At 59.3% G+C, this 20767-nt stretch carries 19 protein-coding genes and 1 tRNA gene; 10 read left to right on the top strand and 10 right to left on the bottom strand.

Features of this window, described 5'->3' with window-relative positions; genetic code table 11:
• Positions 1 to 154 precede the first annotated feature (154 nt).
• The 5 genes from ACM66T_RS03800 (at position 155) to ACM66T_RS03780 (ending at position 5653) form a co-directional block, all read left to right on the top strand.
• Positions 155 to 3313: a glycoside hydrolase family 15 protein gene (locus tag ACM66T_RS03800; protein WP_416768787.1), complete on the top strand. Its 3159-nt coding sequence runs from the start codon at positions 155 to 157 to the stop codon at positions 3311 to 3313.
• Complete coding sequence (gene glk, locus ACM66T_RS03795) at positions 3310 to 4320, top strand: glucokinase (protein WP_416768786.1); 1011 nt, start codon at positions 3310 to 3312, stop codon at positions 4318 to 4320. The genes ACM66T_RS03800 and glk overlap by 4 nt, the downstream gene beginning before the upstream one ends.
• A gap of 32 nt (positions 4321 to 4352) precedes the next feature.
• Positions 4353 to 4429: transfer RNA gene (locus ACM66T_RS03790), tRNA-Thr, on the top strand.
• Between the two features lie 42 nt (positions 4430 to 4471).
• The gene (locus ACM66T_RS03785; RefSeq protein WP_416768785.1) at positions 4472 to 4906 is read left to right on the top strand and encodes a thermonuclease family protein; all 435 of its coding nucleotides are present in this window, start codon (positions 4472 to 4474) and stop codon (positions 4904 to 4906) included.
• Between the two features lie 66 nt (positions 4907 to 4972).
• On the top strand, positions 4973 to 5653 hold the full coding sequence (locus ACM66T_RS03780) for a hypothetical protein (protein WP_231020470.1): 681 nt from the start codon (positions 4973 to 4975) through the stop codon (positions 5651 to 5653).
• Between the two features lie 97 nt (positions 5654 to 5750).
• On the opposite strand, the gene ACM66T_RS03775 is transcribed toward ACM66T_RS03780, so the two are convergent.
• Together ACM66T_RS03775 and ACM66T_RS03770 are read right to left on the bottom strand one after the other, a co-directional pair.
• Positions 5751 to 6059 (bottom strand): hypothetical protein, encoded by a 309-nt coding sequence (locus tag ACM66T_RS03775; protein WP_231020469.1) that lies wholly within the window; start codon positions 6057 to 6059, stop codon positions 5751 to 5753.
• A gap of 101 nt (positions 6060 to 6160) precedes the next feature.
• On the bottom strand, positions 6161 to 6820 hold the full coding sequence (locus ACM66T_RS03770) for a ferredoxin-thioredoxin reductase catalytic domain-containing protein (protein WP_231020468.1): 660 nt from the start codon (positions 6818 to 6820) through the stop codon (positions 6161 to 6163).
• Between the two features lie 158 nt (positions 6821 to 6978).
• Between ACM66T_RS03770 and ACM66T_RS03765 the strand changes: the two genes are divergently transcribed.
• Complete coding sequence (locus ACM66T_RS03765; protein WP_231020467.1) at positions 6979 to 7959, top strand: DUF2156 domain-containing protein; 981 nt, start codon at positions 6979 to 6981, stop codon at positions 7957 to 7959.
• A complete protein-coding gene (locus ACM66T_RS03760; RefSeq protein WP_416768784.1) occupies positions 7956 to 8387 on the top strand; it encodes a GNAT family N-acetyltransferase in 432 nt (143 codons plus the stop codon). Before ACM66T_RS03765 ends, ACM66T_RS03760 begins: the two co-directional genes overlap by 4 nt.
• Positions 8388 to 8459: 72 nt before the next feature.
• Here ACM66T_RS03760 and ACM66T_RS03755 read toward each other — a convergent pair whose 3' ends face one another.
• The 3 genes from ACM66T_RS03755 to ACM66T_RS03745 are packed head-to-tail and all read right to left on the bottom strand — an operon-like array spanning position 8460 to position 11819.
• Complete coding sequence (locus ACM66T_RS03755) at positions 8460 to 9785, bottom strand: sodium ion-translocating decarboxylase subunit beta (protein ID WP_231020465.1); 1326 nt, start codon at positions 9783 to 9785, stop codon at positions 8460 to 8462.
• 4 nt (positions 9786 to 9789) lie between these two features.
• Positions 9790 to 11580 (bottom strand): biotin/lipoyl-containing protein, encoded by a 1791-nt coding sequence (locus ACM66T_RS03750; RefSeq protein ID WP_231020464.1) that lies wholly within the window; start codon positions 11578 to 11580, stop codon positions 9790 to 9792.
• A gap of 8 nt (positions 11581 to 11588) precedes the next feature.
• On the bottom strand, positions 11589 to 11819 hold the full coding sequence (locus ACM66T_RS03745) for an OadG family protein (RefSeq protein ID WP_231020463.1): 231 nt from the start codon (positions 11817 to 11819) through the stop codon (positions 11589 to 11591).
• 217 nt (positions 11820 to 12036) lie between these two features.
• Between ACM66T_RS03745 and ppa the strand changes: the two genes are divergently transcribed.
• The 3 genes from ppa to ACM66T_RS03730 all read left to right on the top strand — a co-directional run bounded on the left by ppa (position 12037) and on the right by ACM66T_RS03730 (position 15575).
• Positions 12037 to 12552, top strand: coding sequence for an inorganic diphosphatase (gene ppa, locus ACM66T_RS03740; RefSeq protein WP_231020462.1), 516 nt, complete (start codon positions 12037 to 12039; stop codon positions 12550 to 12552).
• 3 nt (positions 12553 to 12555) lie between these two features.
• On the top strand, positions 12556 to 12861 hold the full coding sequence (locus ACM66T_RS03735) for a hypothetical protein (RefSeq protein WP_231020461.1): 306 nt from the start codon (positions 12556 to 12558) through the stop codon (positions 12859 to 12861).
• A 164-nt stretch (positions 12862 to 13025) separates the two neighbouring features.
• Positions 13026 to 15575: a cation-translocating P-type ATPase gene (locus ACM66T_RS03730; RefSeq protein WP_416768783.1), complete on the top strand. Its 2550-nt coding sequence runs from the start codon at positions 13026 to 13028 to the stop codon at positions 15573 to 15575.
• A gap of 4 nt (positions 15576 to 15579) precedes the next feature.
• Here the strand turns inward: ACM66T_RS03730 and ACM66T_RS03725 are convergent, their stop codons facing one another.
• The 5 genes from ACM66T_RS03725 to ACM66T_RS03705 form a co-directional block, all read right to left on the bottom strand.
• A complete protein-coding gene (locus tag ACM66T_RS03725) occupies positions 15580 to 16008 on the bottom strand; it encodes a globin domain-containing protein (RefSeq protein WP_231020459.1) in 429 nt (142 codons plus the stop codon).
• Positions 16009 to 16070: 62 nt separating this feature from the next.
• Entirely contained in the window at positions 16071 to 17294 is a 1224-nt protein-coding gene (locus ACM66T_RS03720) for a hypothetical protein (RefSeq protein WP_231020458.1), read from the bottom strand.
• Between the two features lie 91 nt (positions 17295 to 17385).
• Positions 17386 to 19119: a bifunctional protein-serine/threonine kinase/phosphatase gene (locus ACM66T_RS03715; RefSeq protein ID WP_231020457.1), complete on the bottom strand. Its 1734-nt coding sequence runs from the start codon at positions 19117 to 19119 to the stop codon at positions 17386 to 17388.
• 70 nt (positions 19120 to 19189) lie between these two features.
• The gene (gene cynS, locus ACM66T_RS03710; protein ID WP_231020456.1) at positions 19190 to 19630 is read right to left on the bottom strand and encodes a cyanase; all 441 of its coding nucleotides are present in this window, start codon (positions 19628 to 19630) and stop codon (positions 19190 to 19192) included.
• Between the two features lie 55 nt (positions 19631 to 19685).
• Complete coding sequence (locus tag ACM66T_RS03705; RefSeq protein ID WP_231020455.1) at positions 19686 to 20498, bottom strand: formate/nitrite transporter family protein; 813 nt, start codon at positions 20496 to 20498, stop codon at positions 19686 to 19688.
• Positions 20499 to 20767 lie beyond the last annotated feature (269 nt).

Raw genomic sequence — 20767 nt, 5'->3', positions numbered from 1 at the left:
TGCAAAGCTCTAGCCTCCCTGCGTCGGCGCCTTGCTGGCGGGCAGATCCGACTGCACGCGTCTGCTCAAAAAAACGCCACCCTTTCCCCCTCCCGGGAAACGCGAATATGCTATCATCGTTCTTACAATATTCTCTTGCGGGACGACAGCCATCATGACATTCGAAGCACGCCTTTCAGAACGCTTTGACGCCGTCTCGAAGATCATTCTCGAGCGTCAGGACGCCGTGACGGGACTTCTGCCCGCCAGTACCGCCGTCAATGCGCACGGCGACTACACCGACGCCTGGGTCCGCGACAACGTCTACAGCATCCTCTGCGTCTGGGGCCTCTCCCTGGCCTACAAGCGGCACGACCCCGCCAACGCCCGCACCCTTTCGCTCTCGCTCAGCGTCGTCAAACTGATGCGCGGTGTGCTGACCGCGATGATGCGCCAGTCCGACCGTGTCGAGCGCTTCAAACGCACCCAGAACCCCCTCGATGCCCTGCACGCCAAGTACGGTACTCAAAGCGGCCTCGCGGTCGTCGGCGACAACGAGTGGGGACACCTTCAGCTCGATGCCACCTCGCTCTTTTTGCTGATGCTCGCCCAAATGACGGCATCGGGCCTTCAGATCATCTACAGCGACGACGAGGTCGACTTTGTCCAGAACCTCGTCCACTACATCAGCCGGACCTACGCCACCCCCGATTACGGCATCTGGGAGCGGGGCAACAAGATCAACCACGGCGACCCGGAGATCAACTGCAGCTCGGTCGGGATGGCAAAGGCCGCCCTGGAGGCCCTCGACGGGTTCAACCTTTACGGCACGGCGCGGGGCCTTGAAGGCGTCATCCACGTCGTTGCCAGCGACGTGGCGCGCTCGCGCTTCACCCTGCACGGCCTCCTGCCGCGCGAATCGACCTCCAAGGAGACCGACGCGGCGCTGCTCTCCGTCATCGGCTACCCCGCCTACGCCGTCGAGGATGCGGAACTGGTGAACAAAACGTCCCAGAAAATCCGCAAAAAGCTCGCCGGCCGCTTTGGGTGCAAACGCTTTCTGCTCGACGGCCACCAGAGCGTCCTCGAAGATACCTCCCGGCTCCATTACGAGGCCGAGGAGCTGCGGCAGTTCGAGCACATCGAATCGGAATGGCCGCTCTTCTTTACCTACCTGATGCTCGATGCCCTGCTGCGTGGGGACGCGGAGGCCGCCGGGGAGTGGAAAGCGAAACTGGAGCCCCTCTTCGTCGAGGTGGAAGGGATAAGGCTTTTGCCCGAGCTCTACATCGTCCCCGAAGCGGCGATCGAAGCGGAAAAAGCCGCGCCCGGTTCCCAGGAGCGCCGTCCCAATGAGAACGTTCCCCTCGTCTGGGCCCAGAGCCTCTACCTGCTTGCTTCCCTGCTCGACGACGGCCTCCTCATCCCCGATGACATCGACCCGCTCCGGCGGCGCGAACGTGTCGGCGCGATACGGACGACCACCCCCCTCGTCGCCGTTGTCGCCGAAAGCCAAGCCATCAAGGATCGGTTGCACGCCCTCGGTATCCGTAGCGAAACCCTTGAAGAAGCGGCACCGGCCCAGGTCCTGCACGCCTCGGAACTCTCGCGGCTCTTCAGCAGCGTCGGTGCCAACCGGAAACTGCACCTCACGGGCCGGCCGCAGCAGGTCTCGCGTACCATCACGACCTCCCGCCTCTACCAGGTGGGCGACGAGACCTACGTCTTCCTGCCCTACCACTTCGACCCCAAGGCCTTTTACTTCCATTACGACAACCGTCTGCTTGTCGAGCATATCCGCTCGTCGCTGAAGTTCCTGGCCGAGAACTGGGATCAGACCGGCCGGCCCCTCATGCTCCTGCTCGTGCGCGACGACATGCTCGAAGCGGCAACGCAGGAGAGCGTCCTCGAGCTGCTGCGCGCCGTCGAATCGGGCCGCTGCTGCGGTACGGCGGTACAATCCGGTCCGCTTCATACCCTCCTCACCGCCGCATCCCGCGAACAGATGGGGCAGCGCGAAGCCTTCCGGCCCGAACCGCCGCAGTTCCGCCCCGACGGGGAGACCCGCCCCGACGATGCCGCGGCGCAGGAGCACTACCACCTCTCCTATGCCGCACGCCAGGAGATCGGGCAGCTCGACGACGATGCCCTTGTGGCACTCCTCCATCCGCTCACCCCTGATCCCCGCGCCGTCGAAGCGCTGCAGCAGCTCTGGCGCCGCCGCGGCGAAACGTTTGCGGTGCCGACCGTTCGGGGGGAGCAGGCGCTCCAAACGATCGCGCAGCAGCAGTATGAAACCGCCTCTGCCCGCCACGACTGGGCGGCCGTGCGCCGACTGGCGGACCTGCTTTACCGCTACGATGAGCGCCTCGAAGACGTCCTGCTTGATATCGTCATTCGCCAAAAACGCCTTGCCGTCGGGCGCGCCTACTTTGAAAAGGCGACCTTCTGCCACCCCGCGGAGAGTACGGCCATCGTGGAGACCATCTACGCCTACTGCGGCAACAGCGCCGCAGAGACCGTCCTGACCCAGGAGATCATTCTCCATCTGGGTCACCTCATCCGCATCGAGCCGGAGCTCTTCGAACAGCTTATCACCCTGCGTACCTGGTACTTTGTGCAGCTGCTCGTCAGCCGTATCAGCCGGGAAATGCAGCTGCCGATGGGCGACGCCTACGAAACCCTGCTCACCCTCTCCCCCCACGAGATCCTGCACCGCCTGCGGGAGGTGCTGCAGACCTTCGCCACCGAGCGGCGCCGCATGAACGAGATGGAAAACCTCCGCGCCTCGGGCTTTTCCCAGCTCAAGTCCGTCGCAAGGATCACGGAGCTTTCGCAGGTGGAGAACTGGATGCAGTGGCGTCACGATGCCGGCCTGATCGGGCACCATGCCGAACGCTTCTACAAAGACGTCTGGCACCTGCTGCAGCAGTGCAGCGGCATCGTCATCGGGGACAAATACGACATCGCCAACCGTGTCGGAAGCGAGCAGACCCTCGATACCACCGCCGGCGAACGCAGCTTCGAACTGCGCATAGACACCCTGCTGCAGGGCATTCAGGCCCCGGAGTACCGCCAGCTCAACCTCGAGGCGATCGAGAGCCTCACCTGGCTGTTTCGGCAGAACCCCGAACTGAAGGTCGAAAACGATATCGTTCTGGATGTGCTTATCGGCCACGCGGTGCGCATCGCCTGGACCAGGGAGCACGGGGACGCCCATTACAATGAGCAGCGCGGACAGGCGTGGGACGCTTTTTACCACCGCTCCCCCCGCGAAACGGAAAGCGCTTTCGTTGAAGCCCTCCGCCATCTTCTGCACGAAGGATTCGAATGACACGCTCGCCCCTGATTCTCGCCGGAGACATCGGCGGAACCAAAACGAACCTCGCCCTCTACCGCTGCCATGAAGACGGCCTCGTAATTGAAATGAAACGGCAGTATGCCAGCGGCGATCATGACGATTTCGCCTCGGTGATCGATGCTTTTTTGGAAGCCTCCGCGATCGCCCGGATCGATGCCGCCTGTTTCGGCATCGCCGGCCCCGTCATTGGCGGCCTCTGCAAAACGACAAACCTCCCCTGGAAGATCGGCACCCCGGCGCTGCAGGCGAAGCTCGATACCCCCAGGGTCAGGCTCCTCAACGACCTGGAGGCGACCGCGTACGGGATGCTCTACCTTGATGACGCCGATTTCACCGACCTCAACGACGGTAGCGGAACCGCAGCGGGCAACCGCGCCGTCATTGCCGCGGGGACGGGCCTGGGCGAAGCGATGCTTTTTTCCGACGGGCAGCACTACCGGCCGGTCGGCTCGGAAGGCGGGCACTGTGATTTTGCCCCCGCCGACGACCTGCAGCAAAAGCTGCTGACCTGGCTCCGGGGGCGATACCCTGACCATGTCAGTACCGAACGCGTTCTCTCCGGTCCCGGTGTCCATACCCTCTACGACTTTTTAAAAGAGACAGGGGTCGCGCCGGAACCCGACTTCATGCGGGAGCTGCCAGCCGGGGAGGACCGCAGTGCGAAAATCAGCGAAGGGGCCCTGCTGCACGGCGATGCGCTCTGCAGCGAAACCCTCGCGCTCTTTGCAGCGATCTACGGGGCCGAAGCGGGCAACCTTGCGCTCAAAACGATGGCAACGGGGGGCGTCTATATCGGCGGCGGGATCGCCCCGAAGATCCTCCCCTGCCTGCAGCAGCACTTCATGAAGGCCTTCCTGGCCAAGGGGCGTTTTGCCCCGCTGCTGGAATCAATGCCGGTCCGAGTCTCCCTCAACCCCGAAACGGCCCTCGACGGGGCGGCCTATTTTGCCGCAGACCACCTTCTCACCCTTGCGGAATAAGCAACAGCATCGTATAATGCCGCCCCCTGAATGCTGATGTAGCTCAGTCGGCTAGAGCACTTGATTCGTAATCAAGAGGCCGGGAGTTCGAGTCTCCCCATCAGCACCACCATTAAACCCAATCCGCTTGGAATACAAAGTACGAATATCCTTGAAAACACACCTGACTATTTTCCTCTTATGCTTCACCCTGAACGCCGCTTCGATCAACAACAAAAACTTCGGTTCCGTCATCATCGACGAGGTCACCAGCGTCTATGACGGCGACACCTTCCGGGCGACGGTCAGCACATGGCCCCCATTATTAGGCGAACGCATCGGGATCCGGATCAACGGCATCGACACCCCGGAAATGCGGGGCAAGTGCCCGGCGGAAAAGCGTCTGGCGCACCGGGCGAAACAGCATACGGTCGCCATGCTCCGCGGCGCAAAAACGATCGAGCTTCGGAACATGAAGCGCGGAAAGTATTTCCGGATCGTGGCCGATGTTTATGTAGACGGGCAGAGCGTCGGACAGAGCCTGATCGACAGCGGCCTGGCGGTACGGTACGACGGCGGGACAAAGACGAAAGCGTGGTGTGAATAATTAAGTAAAACCTAGTAAAATATATTTAAACATAAAATGCTATCACAAATAGCGTAAGGAGTCTTTGTGTTCAAAATCATCATCGGTGCGCTGGCGGTACTGCTTTTTACGGGCTGCTCCCATAAGTTGGAAGTCCTCAATATAAACGACTATAAAAACTGGCAGCACAATGCGCTAGACACGAAAACGAAAATCGGCATCGTGTCATCCACGCAAAACAAATACGGCCAACAGATTATTCGCGGTATCTCGTCCGGCTTGAACAACGCTTCTGCCGTCGTGTTCTACCCCTATAGCGAAAATCAGATCGAAGACATTGCGGTCGATTTCATCGCCAACATTGATGTTGAGCAGCAGTACGACGGCTCCGGATGGAACTTCCTGATTAATTTCCCCGGTTTTCTCGTATGGGCCCCTGCATGGAACGGGTATGAGTACAAAGCGAAATTTACGATCGACGTCGCATTGACGGACGCCAACAATTCAGCGGTTGACACCTTTCAGACACCGGTCGACTTGGATATCAGACATGCAGAGATGGACAGGACGTGGACAGAAGTGGGATGGTTCGAGGTGGGTATTATCCCATTGATCGGCGGTATCGCTTTTATCAACTACGACGATGATGTCACACCGATCCTGATTGATGAGATAGAGACGCCTATCGGCGACTACATCGCGCAGGAAATCGTCAGCCGCATCAATGTTTTTCTTCAAAACCCCATGACCCCTGCCGATACGCAGTAGGGGTTTCAAGGCCGCTTTTTATATTAATCTTCATAGCAGAGTAACACGATCGGAACCCCCTTTTGCCGGGGGATCCGTTACCCCGCATCAGCACCGCTCAGTAGCGGTCCAATACGTTTCCGTCTTTATCCAGTACAGAGTGTTTGAAGCGCAGGCCGTTGGCCGTCGTGCCTTCAAACTGCGTTGAAAAAGCGCTGTTTTCGATCGGGGCGGAGATTTGTTGGAGGAACTGCCCTTTCCCGTCATAGATTTTGATGACCACCGTTCCCGTTTCGCAGGTGGACGAACCGTTAATCGTGACGACCTTGATCTGCGGAATCTCCTGGTATTTAACGGCATAAACGGCACATTTGTCCGCCGCCAGCAGTGATACGGTCAATCCCAGAATAAGTGCAAGTTTTTTCATCTTATCCCCCTTTTGCACTATTATATATCAATATTTACAGTATAGGAAAAATCCCTTTAGATTTATCAATCCCCGCGGACGTGCAAAAGGGGGGAGGCGGCTTACTGCCCGCAGCTGCCCGATGCGCCCTGCGCGTTTTTGTTCTCCAGGTCCAGGGTCACGGTGATGCCGTCATCCGACGCCGTTTTCGAAAAGCCGTAGCCGCGGAACGCCGCGATGGTCTCCAGGTTCTGTGCCTCCTGTTCGCGTGCCACGATCATACGGAGCGTCTTGCCGCCGTACCCGTTGAGCGTCGCTTTCATCTGGTGCATGGCGTCGGGGATGGGCAGGCCGCGGCGCGGATCGAGGGGCATACCGCGGGTGTCGAGGACGCCATCTTTCATGTTCAGCGGCACGCGGTACTCTCCCATCAGGCGCTGCGACGACGCCTTCCAGCCCACCTTGTCGAGGTCCCCGCGGCCAAACAGCGCGCAGTGGCAGGTGCCGTATTCTTCGATCTCGTCGTCGATGAACTCGCAGGGGCAGCACATCGCCTTGTCGAGCTTTGCATCGCCGGATGGCTCGAAGCAGGGGCAGTAGCGCTTGCCGAAGGTCGCTTCCATCTCGCTCAGCCACACTTCGAGGTTCTTGCTCATCATCATGCTCGGGTTGATCGCATACCCCTTCTGCGCGGCGTACTTCACGATCCAGCGGTGCTGCTTCTTCACCGCGTCGCGGTACTTCCAGTAGTCTTTCATAAAACCAATCATCATTTTTAGCATCGTCAATCCTTTTTGCAGCGTCATTATACTGTGTCATCGTTTGCGAAACGCCCTCTTTCCCGCCCCTTCGGAGCCCAAAAAATTTCCTTGACGCAAACGATGAAAAGCGGAGTAGAATTCCATTAAAATCTCTCCCTCGCAAAGGACACACCACCCCCATGGCGAACCTCGTCATCAACAAACAGACACTCAAACCCTTCGGCCTCAAAGCCAAACCCGTTCTGGAAAAGCACCTGTGCAAAATCGACGTCGACATCAGTGACTACACCTTTGCCGCCAACTATATCTGGCTGGGCAACAGCAGCGGCTTCTACGCCGTCATCAACAAATGTTTCTGTCTCTTTGTCATCACGGGAGGGGAGTTGACGATGCTGCTGCCGCCCATCGGGAAGAAAAAGAACGTCGACAAGGCGATCGTACGCTGTTTCGAGATCATGAACGCAAACAACTCCTCGCCCTTCTACGCCCGCATCGACTACGTGCAGGCATCAACCGTTGAAGAGTTCGTCCAGAGCGAAGACGAGGCGCAGAGCATGTTCGAAATGCTCGAACACTACATTCTCGAAAAGAAGCTCGTCGATTACGTCTACGAAGCCGACAAGCTCATCGAGCTGCGGGGCAACAGCTACCACACCAAGCGCACCGAGATCAACCACTTCCGCAACTCCTACACCGACGCCTACGTCGAGGAGCTCGACAGCGAGAAGCACTACGACGGCATCATGGCCCTGTTCAACAAGTGGGTTTCGGACCGGGTGAAATATATGCCAAAGGAGGAGGCGGAAGTTTTCCTCGAGGGGATCCACCAGGAGCGCCACGCCGTCAAACGGATGCTCAAGCATTACACGGAGCTGGGGCTGCTCGGCCTCGTCATCTACATCGACGGGGAGATCAAAGGCTTTACGGCAGGCGAACGCATCAGCGGCGATACGGCCTGCGTCATCATCGAAAAAACCGATTTCGAAGTGATGGGGTGCGCCCAGTTCATTTTCCGCGAATTTTCGAAACTGCTCAAGGAGCGGTACGGCATCGTCTACATCAACGTCGGCGACGACATGGGCTTTGAAAACCTCAAGAAAGTGAAGATGTCCTACCGTCCCTTCAAGCTGGTGCCCAAGTACACCATCTACCAGAAATGACGCTGAGAGCCGCCGCTGCCGCCGACGCCGCGGCACTCGAACAGCTTGAACGCACGCTCTTCTCCGCGGAGAACTACCCCCTGAGCCGTCGTGCGTTCTACTACCATATCCGCCACAGCCTGCTGCTCATCGCGCAGACCGACAGCGGGGAAACCGCCGGCTATGTCCTCGCACTGCTGCGGCGCCGCGAACCGAAGCTCTATTCGCTCGGGATCGCCCCGGCATACCGCAAGATGGGGATCGCTTCCCTGCTGATGGAGCGGATGCTTTCCGAACTGGACACGCGCGGTTTCATGCACTGTATGCTCGAAGTCCGCTGCGACAACAACCCCGCGATCGACCTCTACCGCCGTTTCGGCTTCGAGATCGTCAAAACGATCAAAGTCTTTTACAAAGACGGGTGCGACGCCTATCTGATGCGGCACTGAGCGTGACGGGGCAAAGGTTTTGTGGAAGGGTCGCTTCCGGGTAGCCCCGGGAAGCAGAGGAAAGTTCTGCGCTTACGCGAAGATACTGATCATAACACCCGCGGCGACGGCGGAACCGATGACACCCGCAACGTTGGGGCCCATCGCATGCATGAGCAGCATGTTGTTGCGGTCGTATTCCATACCGACTTTGTTGGAGACGCGCGCCGCCATCGGGACGGCGGAAACCCCTGCCGAACCGATAAGCGGGTTGATCTTCGTCCCCGGGAAGAGGTTCATGATCTTCGCCATGATGACCCCGGCGGCCGTACCAACGGAGAAGGCGATCAGGCCCAGTGCCAGGATCGCCAGCGTGTCGGCGACGAGGAACTGGTCAGCGGCGAGCTTGGAACCGACGCCGAGGCCGAGGAAGATCGTAACAATGTTGATCAGGGCGTTCTGCAGCGTATCGGAGAGACGTTCGACGACACCGGACTCTTTGAGGAAGTTACCGAAAGCGAACGCACCGATCAGCGGCGTGGAGTCCGGAAGGACCAGGATTGCCAGAACAAGGACCAGGATCGGGAAGATCAGTTTTTCCATACGGCTGACATGGCGCAGCGTCGTCATCTTGATCTTGCGCTCTTTGGCGTTGGTGAGCGCCTTCATGATCGGCGGCTGGATAATCGGTACCAGCGCCATGTAGGAGTACGATGCGACCGCGATCGCCCCCAGCAGCTCCGGCGCCAGTTTCGTCGCGATATAGATCGACGTCGGGCCGTCCGCACCGCCGATGATGGAGATGGCAGAAGCCTGCTGGAGCGTAAAGGCAAAGAGGTCAGTATACTGCGACAGTGCAACCGCCCCGACGAGGGTCCCGAAGATCCCGAACTGCGCGGCACCGCCGAGCAGCGCCGTTTTTGGGTTGGAGAGCAGCGGGCCGAAGTCCGTCATTGCACCGACACCCATAAAGATGATGATCGGGAAGAGTTCGTTCGCAAGACCCGCCTGGTAGATAACGCCCAGGAAGCCGTGCGGCCCGGCGATGTCGGCAACGGGGATGTTCGAGAGCAGGCCCCCGAAGCCGATCGGCAGCAGCAGCAGCGGCTCAAAGCCTTTGGCGATCGCCAGGTAGAAAAGGACGAAAGCGACCAGGATCATGATGACGCGTCCCCACCCTTTGTGGAAATCGCTCATCGGTTTTCCGAGGGCACTCATCTCGTCCGGGTTCGGATAGAGGATGGCGTAGACACCGGTAGACTTGGCAAAGTTGGCCAGGAGGTGACCGATGCTGTGCGACTCGTAGGCTTTCTGCTCTACGGCCGGCGCCTCGTGCGCAGCAGTGGCATCGGATGCCGACGCCGACACGGCGCCGAACAGCGACAATGCCAGCAGCAGTTTGATAAACAGCGTTCTCATCCGCTTATCCGATTACCGCGACAACCTGGCCTTCGACGACCTTATCGTTGACGTTGACGTTGATGGACTTGATGACGCCGCCGCGCGGTGCAAGGACATCGATCTCCATTTTCATGGATTCGAGGATCATGATCTTTTCGCCTTCCGCGACGCTCTGGCCCGGGTTGGCAACGACTTTCCAGACGTTGCCCGGCAGCAGTGCCTTGATCTCTTCGCCTTCACCGGCCGGAGCGGCCGCTTCGGGAGTGGATGCCGCTTCACCCTGCACCGCAGTCACCTGGATATTTGCATCGCCCTCGGCGACCTGAACGCTGAATTTCTGACCGTCGACGACAACTGTGTAGTTTCCTGAACCCATACCTGTGCACTCCTCTTTTTCGTTTTGCATTTCGGAAAGTTTGCGGACATTGACTTCCGCTTCACCTTTAAGGAAGGTGATCCCTTTTTCATCACAGGCTGCTGCGATGAAGATGTTCTCTTCGCTCGTTTCGATCCCCTCTTCCTCAAGACGCTTGGTCCAGAAGGCGACGGATTTCTTTTCATCCTTGTCGGCGAGATCGATCGCTTTTTCCGTAGTCGGTTCGAGCCCGAGCTGTTCCGCGGCGATCTTGACGACCTCTGCATCCGGTGCCACCGGCGTCTTGCCGAAGTAGCCCAGGACCATACGGCCGTAACCCGGTGCGATCTTCTTCCACGGCCCCATCAGGGTGTTGTTGAGCGCCTGCTGGAAATAGAACTGCGAAACCGGAGTAACGGAGGTGCCGTACCCGCCCTTCTCGACGACTTCGCGCATCGCGAGGATCGCGTCGTGGAACTTGTCCATCATGTTGTTGTCACGCAGCATCTGCGTATTCGCCGTCAGGGCACCGCCCGGCATCGGGGAGAACTGGATCAGCGGTTCGACCATGGTCGCTTCCGGCGGGATGAAGTAGTCTGCGAGGCACTCTTTGAGAGTTGCTTCGTATTTGAGAAGCTTCTCGAAATCGAAACCGAAATCGTAGTCTTTGCCTTTGATGGCGTGCATCATCACGAGCAGGTCCGGCTGGCTCGTACCGCCGGAAACAGGGTGCGCCGCGGCGTCGATACCGTCCGCGCCCGCTTCGAGGGCCGCCAGGTTCTGGGCGACGCTGATACCGGCAGTCTCCTGCGTGTGCAGGCGGATATGCGTCCCTTCCGGCAGCAGTTTGCGTGCCATTTTGATCGTCTCGTAGACTTTTTGCGGATTGGCGGTACCGGTGGCATCTTTGAAACAGACGGAATCATAAGGGATCTCCGCATCGAGGATGTCGCGGAGAATCTTTTCGTAGAAGTCGACAGTATGCGCACCTTCACATCCCGGGGGAAGGTCCATCATCGTCACCACGACTTCGTGCTTCAGGCCGTGGTTGACAATGCTGCGGCCGCTGTCAATAAGGTTGTTGACGTCGTTGAGGGCATCGAAGTTACGGATCGTTGTCGTCCCGTGCTTTTTGAACATCTTCGCATGCAGGTCGACCAGTTCGCGGCTGCCCGTGTCGAGCATGACCGTATTGACCCCGCGGGCCAGCGTCTGCAGGTTCGCGTCGGGCCCGACGATCTCGCGGAACTTGTCCATGTTGTCGAACGCGTTCTCGTTGAGGTAGAAATAAGGAACCTGGAAGCGTGCGCCCCCGCCGAATTCGAAGTGGGTGATCCCCGCTTCTTTTGCCGCTTCGACCGCCGGCAGGAAGTCGTTCAGCAGTACCCGTCCGCCGAAGACGGACTGAAAACCGTCGCGGAACGTCGTATCCATCACGTCAATGAATTTTTTCGCCATGCCAATCCTTACTTAGTGTTATGGTGGTGAATGGCCGCGGCAATTGCCGCCACCTTCTTCAGTTTATCCGCCGCCGGAGCGGACTTTCCCGACTCTGCCGCCTGCGGTTCCGGGAAATAGCGATGAATGATCTTCGACATCACGTTCATCGCAAAAATCATCAGCGTGAGGAACAAAAAGACGATGCCCATACCGAGCACCATGAATTTGAGCCCCTCGGCTACGAGGTTCACTTCCATGATCTACCCTTGTTACAGTTTCGAAGGCCTGGGCCTTCATCAAAATTACTCGGCCTATAGTATAGAAAAGAAGATAAAAATCGTATGATATTCCCGTGAAATCACGATCCTCTAAGCCTGGACTGTTACCATACACCGCCATCTGTTTTGGAACTTTACAGGGTTTTCAGAGGTGCGCTTTGCTACAATCACGCCAAATATTTCTGGAGAACGCATTATGGATTTGAGCAAAATCGGCTACGGTGAAAACCCGGACAAAGTCAAAGCGGTGATCGAGATCCCCTACGGGTCCAACATCAAGTATGAAATCGAAAAAGAGAGCGGCGCCGTCGTCGTCGACCGCGTCATGCACTCTGCGATGTACTACCCGGCCAACTACGGCTTCGTCAACAAGACCCTTTCACAAGACGGCGACCCGGCTGACGTCCTCGTCCTGACCGAGTACCCGATGCAGGCCGGTTCTGTCGTCAACTGCCGTCTGATCGGTGTTCTCATCATGGAAGACGAGAGCGGTATCGACGAAAAACTGCTGGCCGTGCCGGTCTCCAAGATCGACCCGACCTATGAAGAGGTCCAAGACATCGACGACCTGCCGAAACACACGCTGGCGAAGATCAAGAACTTCTTCGAAACCTACAAGGCGCTCGAGCCGGGCAAATGGGTCAAGGTCAAAGACTACCAGAACAAGGCTGCTGCCGCCAAGATCCTCCAAGACGCCATCGAAAACGCCTAAACCGTGCTCTTCGGTCTTTTTACACAGGACCTCATTGCCGTCGCCCTGCTGGGGGTGATGGCGAACTTCATTTTCTCTTTTCTTTTCGGCTGGTACCTCATACAGAATATCGGCAGGGAGATCATGCAGGAGACCCGCGGGAAAAAACAGCAGGGATGGCTCTCGGGGCTCAGCCTCGCCCTTCCCTTTGCGAAAATGGCGCTGACGCTCTACCGTGTCGCCGTTTTGCAACTCTATTTCCTCAACCGGGGTTACAGCTACCAGGATTACTGGATCTATCTGACCCAGGATGAAAGCGAGCAATCATGAACCCGAACAACACCCCCCTCGACGGGGACATCAACCTTCTCATCTGGGGGATCACCTTCGGCCTCCTCATCGTCGTCGCCCTCGGCCTCGCCTTTTTTAACCGCAACAACGGCTGAAGGGGCAAACCCTTTACCGAGACGCATGATGCCTGATACAATAGGTGTATGGAATTCGACGCACATCACACCCTGGGGATCGATACCACCTTCAAACACCTTGACAGCAGCGGCAGCGGCCTGAGCAGCGCCGAGGCCGAAGCGCGCCTGATGCGCGACGGGCCCAACGCCCTCCCGGTCGCCCCGCCGACCCCGCTGCTTCGCATCATACTTTCCCAGTTCAAAAACCCCATCATTCTCATCCTGCTCATCGCCGCGCTGATCAGTTTCGGTATCGGCGAAGCGCTCGATGCCGGGTTTATCCTTGCCGTGCTGGTGATCAATGCCGCCATCGGGACGGTGCTCGAACGCAGTGCCGACCAGCAGGCCCACGCCCTCCGGCACAGCGTCAAGACCCTGGCCAAGGTGCTGCGCGACGGCAAAGAGGAGCTGATCGATGCCGTCGGGCTCGCCCTGGGCGATATCGTGGTGATCGAAAGCGGCGACAAGGTCCCGGCGGACCTCCGGCTCATCCATACCTATCACCTCTCCGCCGACGAGTCGCTGCTGACCGGCGAGTCGCTGGAGGTCGAAAAGGATGCACAGCGCCGATTCGACGACCCCGACCTTCCCCTCGGCGACCGCAGCAATATGCTCTTTGCCGGGACCTATATTACCAGCGGGCGGGCCAGAGGCATCGTCAGCGCCGTCGGTCTGCATACCCAGATCGGGCGGATCGCCGAGCTCCTCATCGGCAAATCCGCCGTCAAGGTCCCCCTCATCGCACGCCTGGAGGCTTTTTCCCTCAAGATCGCGGCCGCCGTCGGCGTCATTTCGCTGCTGATCATTGCCCTGTCGCTCTTCCGGGGGACGCCGCTGCTGGAGATCTTCTTCCTGACCGTCGCCCTCTTCGTCTCCGCCGTGCCCGAAGGGCTTCCCGTCGCCATCACCGTCGCCCTCGCGTCGGCGGCGGTCGCCATGTCCCGCCGCAGCGTTATCGTCCGAAAGCTCCCGGCGATAGAGACCCTGGGCTCATGCACCTTCATCGCCACCGATAAGACGGGGACCCTGACCCAGAACAGGCTCAGCGTCGAATCGTTCGATATCGAAGCCGAAAAGGCGCTCGAAGCGGTCGTCGTCGCCAACGAAGCCTACCTCAACCGCGAAGGCCGCTTCGGCGGCGACCAGGTCGACGTCGCCCTGATACGGTACGCACACCGGCAAAATGCCGACCTGGCGGAGCTGCTCGAGCAGCCGAAAGCCGACCTGATCCCCTACGAACCCTCCCAGAAGTTCTCCGGCGCCGTCATCGAGAGGGAAACGGGCTACTTCGCGGCGATCAAGGGCTCGCCCGAAGTGATCCTTGCCGCCTGCCGCATTGCGCAGGACGAACGCGAAGCGCTGCTGGAGCGGGTCAGCCGCCTTGCCCGGGAGGGGTACCGCCTGATCGGGGTCGCCTATGCCGACAGCGCCTCCCCGAACCTTCAAGACGCCCTGAATGCAAAGCACTTCGAATGGGCCGGACTGGCCGCCATTACCGACCCCCTGCGCGACGGGGTCGAAACGGCTGTAGCCCACTGCCGCGAAGCGGGCATCACCGTCGCCATGGTCACGGGCGACCACCCCGAGACGGCGCTGCATATCGCCAAGCGTCTGCAGATGGCGCAAGACACGACACAGGTGATCGACGGGGAGTCTCTCAGCCGATGGTACGACAACGGGGCTAACCCGAGTGCATTGGCCGGCATCCGCGTCTTTGCACGGGTATCGCCCGAACAGAAACTGCAGATCGTCCACGCTTTCCAGGGCCTCGGGCACTATGTTGCCGTGACGGGGGACGGCGTCAACGACGCCCCTGCGCTCAAGAGTGCCCATATCGGCATCGCGATGGGAAAAAGCGGCACGGACGTTGCCAAAGAGAGCGCCGACCTGATCCTGACCGACGATGCGTTCACCTCCATTGTCAACGGGATCGAGGAGGGACGCCGCGCCTACGACAACATTCGCAAAGTCGTCCACCTGCTTATCTCCACCGGGCTGGCGGAGATCATCCTCGTCCTGCTCTCCCTGACCTTCGCGACCCCCGTGCCGCTGCTGCCCATCCACCTGCTCTGGCTCAACCTCGTCACCAACGGCATTCAGGATGTCGCACTGGGGCTTGAGCCCGCCGAGCCCCACGTTCTCAAACGCGGTCCCCGTCCGCCCAAAGAACCCATTTTCAACGCCCTGATGATCAGGCGTATCGCCCTGGGAGCCCTCTATATGGGCGTCATCGGATTCGGGGTTTTCTACACCCTCCTCGCGCAGGGCGTTTCGGTGGAATCCGCCCGCAACGTGACCCTGCTGCTGATGGTGCTCTTTGAGAATCTGCACGCGCTCAACAGCCGGAGCGAAACGCGCTACCTCTTCGCGCTCAGCCATTTCAAGAACCTGCTGCTGCCGCTGTCGATCGTGGCGGCGCAGACGGTGCATATCGCCGCCATGCAGCTGCCGTGGATGCAGCATCTGCTGTCACTGGAACCGGTATCGCTGGAAGTGTGGATAAAACTGCTGCTCTTCGCGCTGGGGCTGGTCGTGGTGATGGAGGCGGAAAAACTTTTCCGCCTGCGGGGGAAGTAACGCTTTACGCCGCGGCGTAAAGCGCCTTTTCGCGGGCGATCAGTAGATCGCCGAGGAAGAAATAGGCCTCTCTCCAGGCGCTCAACACTTCGTCCGTCGCCGCGTCGCCGAGCACTTCTTTGACGGCCGTGAGCAGCGACACCCCGACGGCGGGGTAGTGTTCCGGCAGTACGCCGGCACGGACATGCATTCGCGCCATCTTCTCGAGGGCCTCGCCGAGGAGTTCCGGCTTTTCGATATTGGCCGCGTAGGCGCCGACGGCCGCGGCCAGTTTTTTGTGCTGGTCCGGCGACGCCGCTTTAAAGAGCGCCTGTGTTTCCGGATAGTGTTCGAAAAGGATCTCGTACATCCGCGCCGTGATCGCTTCCGCATTTTCCGCGACGGGCTTCGCCGTCGCCTTGATGATCTCGATCGTCTCCTTGGACAGACTCATGGTTAAACTCCTTTGTCATCTGCTTCACGCGGCGGTCGCTCACGAACGCCGCGTGCGTCTATTTACTTCGTTGCGAACTTGTAATCGAGCTGGAGCCACGCTTTGGTCACGTCGTTGCCCGTGTCGCCCTTGGAGTAGAAGGCCGCCTTGGCCAGGAAAGCAAGGTCCTTAACGCCCGGAACCTTGTTCGCGTACAGCACGTCGAACTCGCTTCCGAGGTCCTTGTTAACACCGGAGAGCGCATCGAACTTGTGGTAAAGCCCCAGGACTTTCCCGAAGCCCGGCGCGGCGTAGCCGAGCTTGACGCTCAAGTCCGCCAGACCGTCGTTGTTGCTGCCGGCCGTGCGCCCGAGGAAGACATCCGCCCACCCCTGGAACTTGTGCAGGGTCGCCAGCGGGGTCGTGAACCCCTTGGTGCTGCTGCCGGAGGCGTCGCCGAGCACCTCGTACTCCGCCCCGGCGATGAGGCCGGAGATGTTCGCCCCCAGGGCGACATCATAGTAGGAAGCGTCGATCTTCGGCGCAGTGTCAAGGGCATAATCGAGCGTCGCATCCGTCTGCATCGCATAGGAAGCCGCGTAATCGAACTTGATCCCCTCGACCGGCACGACGCCGCTGAGGCGGATACCGTAGGTGTCGTGAATGTCTGCAAGCATATAGTTAAACAGGCTGACGGTGAGCGCATCCCCCGCCTTGTAGTTGACGTTGAGCAGCGCCGAACCCGTATCGGTCGTCGGGTTGGTGTTGACCCCCTGGTAGCCGTAGACCCACGCTCCCAGCAGCGTCAGCCCTTCGACGGACTTGTTGACGACCGTCACGGTGTCGTAGGCACGTTCCATCTGGCGCCAGCCGACGGTCCCGACGAAGCGCTGGTCGTCGAGGTTGACGAAGGAGCGCCCCGCGAGCAGGGTCGTGTCCGCCGCCGTGTAAGCCAGGTAGCCCTCGGTCAGGATCGCCTGCTGCGGGTCGAGGATCAGATCATAGGTCGCGTCCTGCGGCGCGTAATCGTTGTAGCCGAAGTTGTTGACCGAGGTCATTCCCACTTTGGCGCTGAGCCCCTCGAGACCGAAGAGCGTCCCTTCGACCGCGAGGCGCGTCCGGGCCGTAAAGGCGTTGGCCGTATCGAGGCCGTTATCCTTCACTGCCGCCATCTCGTAGCGCGGGCGGATCTCCCCGCTCACTTTCATATCGTCTAGGATCGTAATACTCTCTTCGGCTGCCGCCGCCGTATTCATTGCTGCAATCATTAACGGCGCTGCCGCCAGGGATATCATCCATTTTTTCATATAGTTATTCCTTTAGTTATTCGTGCGAGGTTGTACCTCTGAGCAACGCCGCACCGCTTGGGCGGAGCTCCCCAGAAGTACGCCGGGGCGTTCACCCGCTCAGGCACTTCGCCGCCACCATGACGAGGGCGAATCCGAGCAGGAGGGAAAGCCCCTGCCAGAAACGGACCGGATCGCGTTCGATCAGCGGCGGTCTGCTTTTATTCAAAAAGGCCCGGTTGGGATGACGAAGATCGTAGACGAACTCGGCGACATCCTCGTAGCGGCGCTCCGGGTCCGGGTCAAGCGCCTTGCGCAGCGCTTCGTCGAACCAGACCGGCACGCCCCTTCCCTCCGTCGCCAGCGACACGTACTTCAGTTTCTTCTGCTCGGAGCGCTGTTTGGTCCGTGCCACTTTGAGTCCGTACGGGGAGCTGCCCGAGAGCATCCGGTAGAGGATCGCCGCCAGCGAATAGAGGTCCGAGCGCGTTGTGCCTGCGCCGCCCAGAAAATACTCCGGGGCCGAATAGTGCGCCGTACCGGGCATCTGCGTCCCTTCGCGTTCCGGCACCGTCTCCTGTATCCCCTCGATCTTTACCGACCCGAAATCGATGATCTTGAGCGTCCCCGTGGCGTCGATCAGGATATTTTCCGGGCGGAGATCCTGGTGCACCATCTCGCGGCGGTGCAGCGCAAGCAGCCCCCGCGCGATCTGCTCGGCATAGCGCCTGACCGTCTCCAAATCGGGACGGGGGTTGTCCGTCATCCACTGCGCCAGCGACTGCCCCTCCACGTACTCGGTCACGGTGTAGAGGTAGGCGCGTGGGCGCTGCTGCGGGTAGGCCTTGAGCAGGTGGGCGTTGCTGACCCGGCGGGCGATCCACTCTTCGGTCAGGAACCGTTCCACCTGCGTGCGGTCGTGCTGCAGCTCCGTCGCGAGGGTTTTGAGCACCGCGGGCGTATCGGTCTGCATGTCGACGGCCAGGTAGACATGGCTGCGGCTCGTCCTGCTGAGCGTGCGCACGATGCGGTAACCCTCAAATTCCGACCGGGGTTCGAGCAGCGGCGCGAAAGGCTTTTCGATCACCTCCTTGTAGCGCTCGTCGATCGCCTGATCCGGCAGGGCGTCGATGCGCATGAGCATCAGCGTCAGGTTATCCCCGCTGCCGTTTTCCAGGGCCCGGTTTACCAGGGCCTCCGCCGCGCCGTCGTAATCGTCGCCGCGCTCTTGCAAATGCTGCAGGATATCCTCGTCAAGGATATGCTCGTAGACTCCGTCGGTCATCAGGAGAAAGACGTCCCCCGCTTCGGCACTCAACACGGCATGGTCGATGATGAGCTGCGAGTCCATCCCCATGGCCCGGCTGAGGTAGCTCTCGCTCGGCGAGATCCGCAGGCGGTGGTCTTCGGTCTGCTGCTCCAGCACCCCGTCGCGGAGCCGGTAGATCCGCGCGTCGCCGATATGAAAGAGATGCACGCTCCTTCCCCGCAGCACCAGCGCGCTGAAGGTACAGACGTACCCCTTGTCCATATCGAAGCGCTCCGGCCCCCGCCTGGTCTGGGCGTAGAGCCAGGAGTTCGTCGCCTTGAGCACCTGCCGGGCCGCCCGGCCGACCGACCAGGTCTCCGGCGTGCTGAAGTAATCCTCCAAAAAGGAGACGACAGCGACCTGGCTGGCGACCTGGCTCACCTCGCTGCTGCTGATGCCGTCGGCCAGCGCCGCGGCCGCCCCCTTTGTGCAGAGCAGCGTATCGTCGGGAATGCGCAGATCGTGAAAATCCTGGTTCAGGGGTTTGCGCCCTTTGTCGGTGTGGCTGCCGACGGTGAGCTTCACGGCTGTATTCATCGCTTGATCATCTTTGTCAGACTCCTTTTGAACACGTCCGCGCCGGCGGCCATGCTCAAAAAAAGTCGTGTTACCACGACTTGTAGGGCAGGAATTTGCCGTTCATGGTGATCACGACGCGGTCGCCCGCCGGATTCTCCTCTTTGTCGATGTCCATGGAGAAGTCGATGGCGCTCATAATGCCGTCGCCGAATTTCTCACCGACGATCTCCTTGATGGTTTCGCCGTAGACGCCGACGACTTCATAGAGACGGTAGATAAGCGGATCGGTCGGAACGATCTGGTCCCACTTCTTGTTGGGGAACGCCTGCAGCGCTTCGGACACCGCGGCATCCAGCCCCAGGACTTCGCACAGTTTGTCTGCCGGCTCGGGCTTCAGGCTGTTCATACCGAGGCACGCCGATGTCAGGAACACGGAACCGAGACCGACCTTCTCGGAGATCGCCTCCCAGCCCAGACCGCTGCTTTTTTTCGCCGCCATAATCGTTTCAGTCATTTCAAGTTTTGTCATAAAAAATATTTCCTTTTCGTTTTTGAATGGATGCGGCCGGAGCCGCTATGCCGGGTTACCCCAGCACACGTTTCGGGCTTGTTCTGACGTGCGTTGCATAAAGCGTCAGACCCGTAAACGCGAGACCGCCGACCAGGTTACCCAGTGCAACCGGAACCTCGTTCCAGAGGATGTAGTCAGAAATCGTGAAGTTACCGCCCATGATCAGGGAGAACGGGAACAGGAACATGTTGACAATGGAGTGCTCGAAGCCCATGAAGAAGAAGAGCATGACCGGCATCCACATCGCCAGGAACTTGCCGCTGACCGTCGTGGAGATCATCGCACCGACGACACCCATGGAGACCATCCAGTTACAGAGCATCCCGCGGACAAAAACCGTAAACCAGCCGGATACACCGTGGGACTGGTACCCCAGGGTACGCGCTTCACCGATGCCCGCCACTTTCTTGGCGATCTCGCCGCCGTCCGTGTCAAAACCGTATGTAAAAATAAAGGCCATCATAAACGCGACCGTCAGGGCGCCCATCAGGTTCCCCAGCGCCACAAAACCCCAGTTACGCAGGATCTGGGCTATCGAAACGCCCGGACGTTTATCCAGCCATGCCAGCGGGACGAGGACGAAAACACCCGTGAGCAGGTCAAAGCTCATGAGGTAGAGCATAATGAAGCCGACCGGGAAGAGCATCGCGCCGACCAGCGGCGAGCCGGTTTTCATTGCGACCGTGACGGCGAAGACCGCCGCCAGTGCCAGGATAGCCCCCGCCATATAGGCGCGGATGAGGGTGTCCTTTGTGGACATATAGACTTTCGATTCTCCCGAATCGACCATTTTTGTTACAAATTCGCTTGGAGCCAAATAGGCCATTGGATATCTCCTTATCGTGTTGTTGATCGAAGCCGCTTCCCGACGCTGCTGCCCTTCACGGAGAGCGGCATCGGCAAGGGCGTGGTCCTTCTGTCCAGCAGTGCTGCAAGCGCTACCACGGTCCGATCAACCTGAAAAATTCTACCGATTAAATTTCAAACTATGTAGCAGAAAATTGTATGTATTTTATACACAATTCTTATTATTTTCTGAACACTAAAACCGTTTATGATAGGGATGAGTGGTGAAAAATAGAACTTAACAGTTTT

The organism is Sulfurimonas sp. ST-25, from assembly GCF_048079205.1.
Classification (GTDB): domain Bacteria; phylum Campylobacterota; class Campylobacteria; order Campylobacterales; family Sulfurimonadaceae; genus Thiomicrolovo; species Thiomicrolovo sulfuroxydans.
The sequence above is the reverse complement of the archived record's forward strand: the minus strand, read 5'-3'. Positions and strand labels throughout refer to the sequence as shown.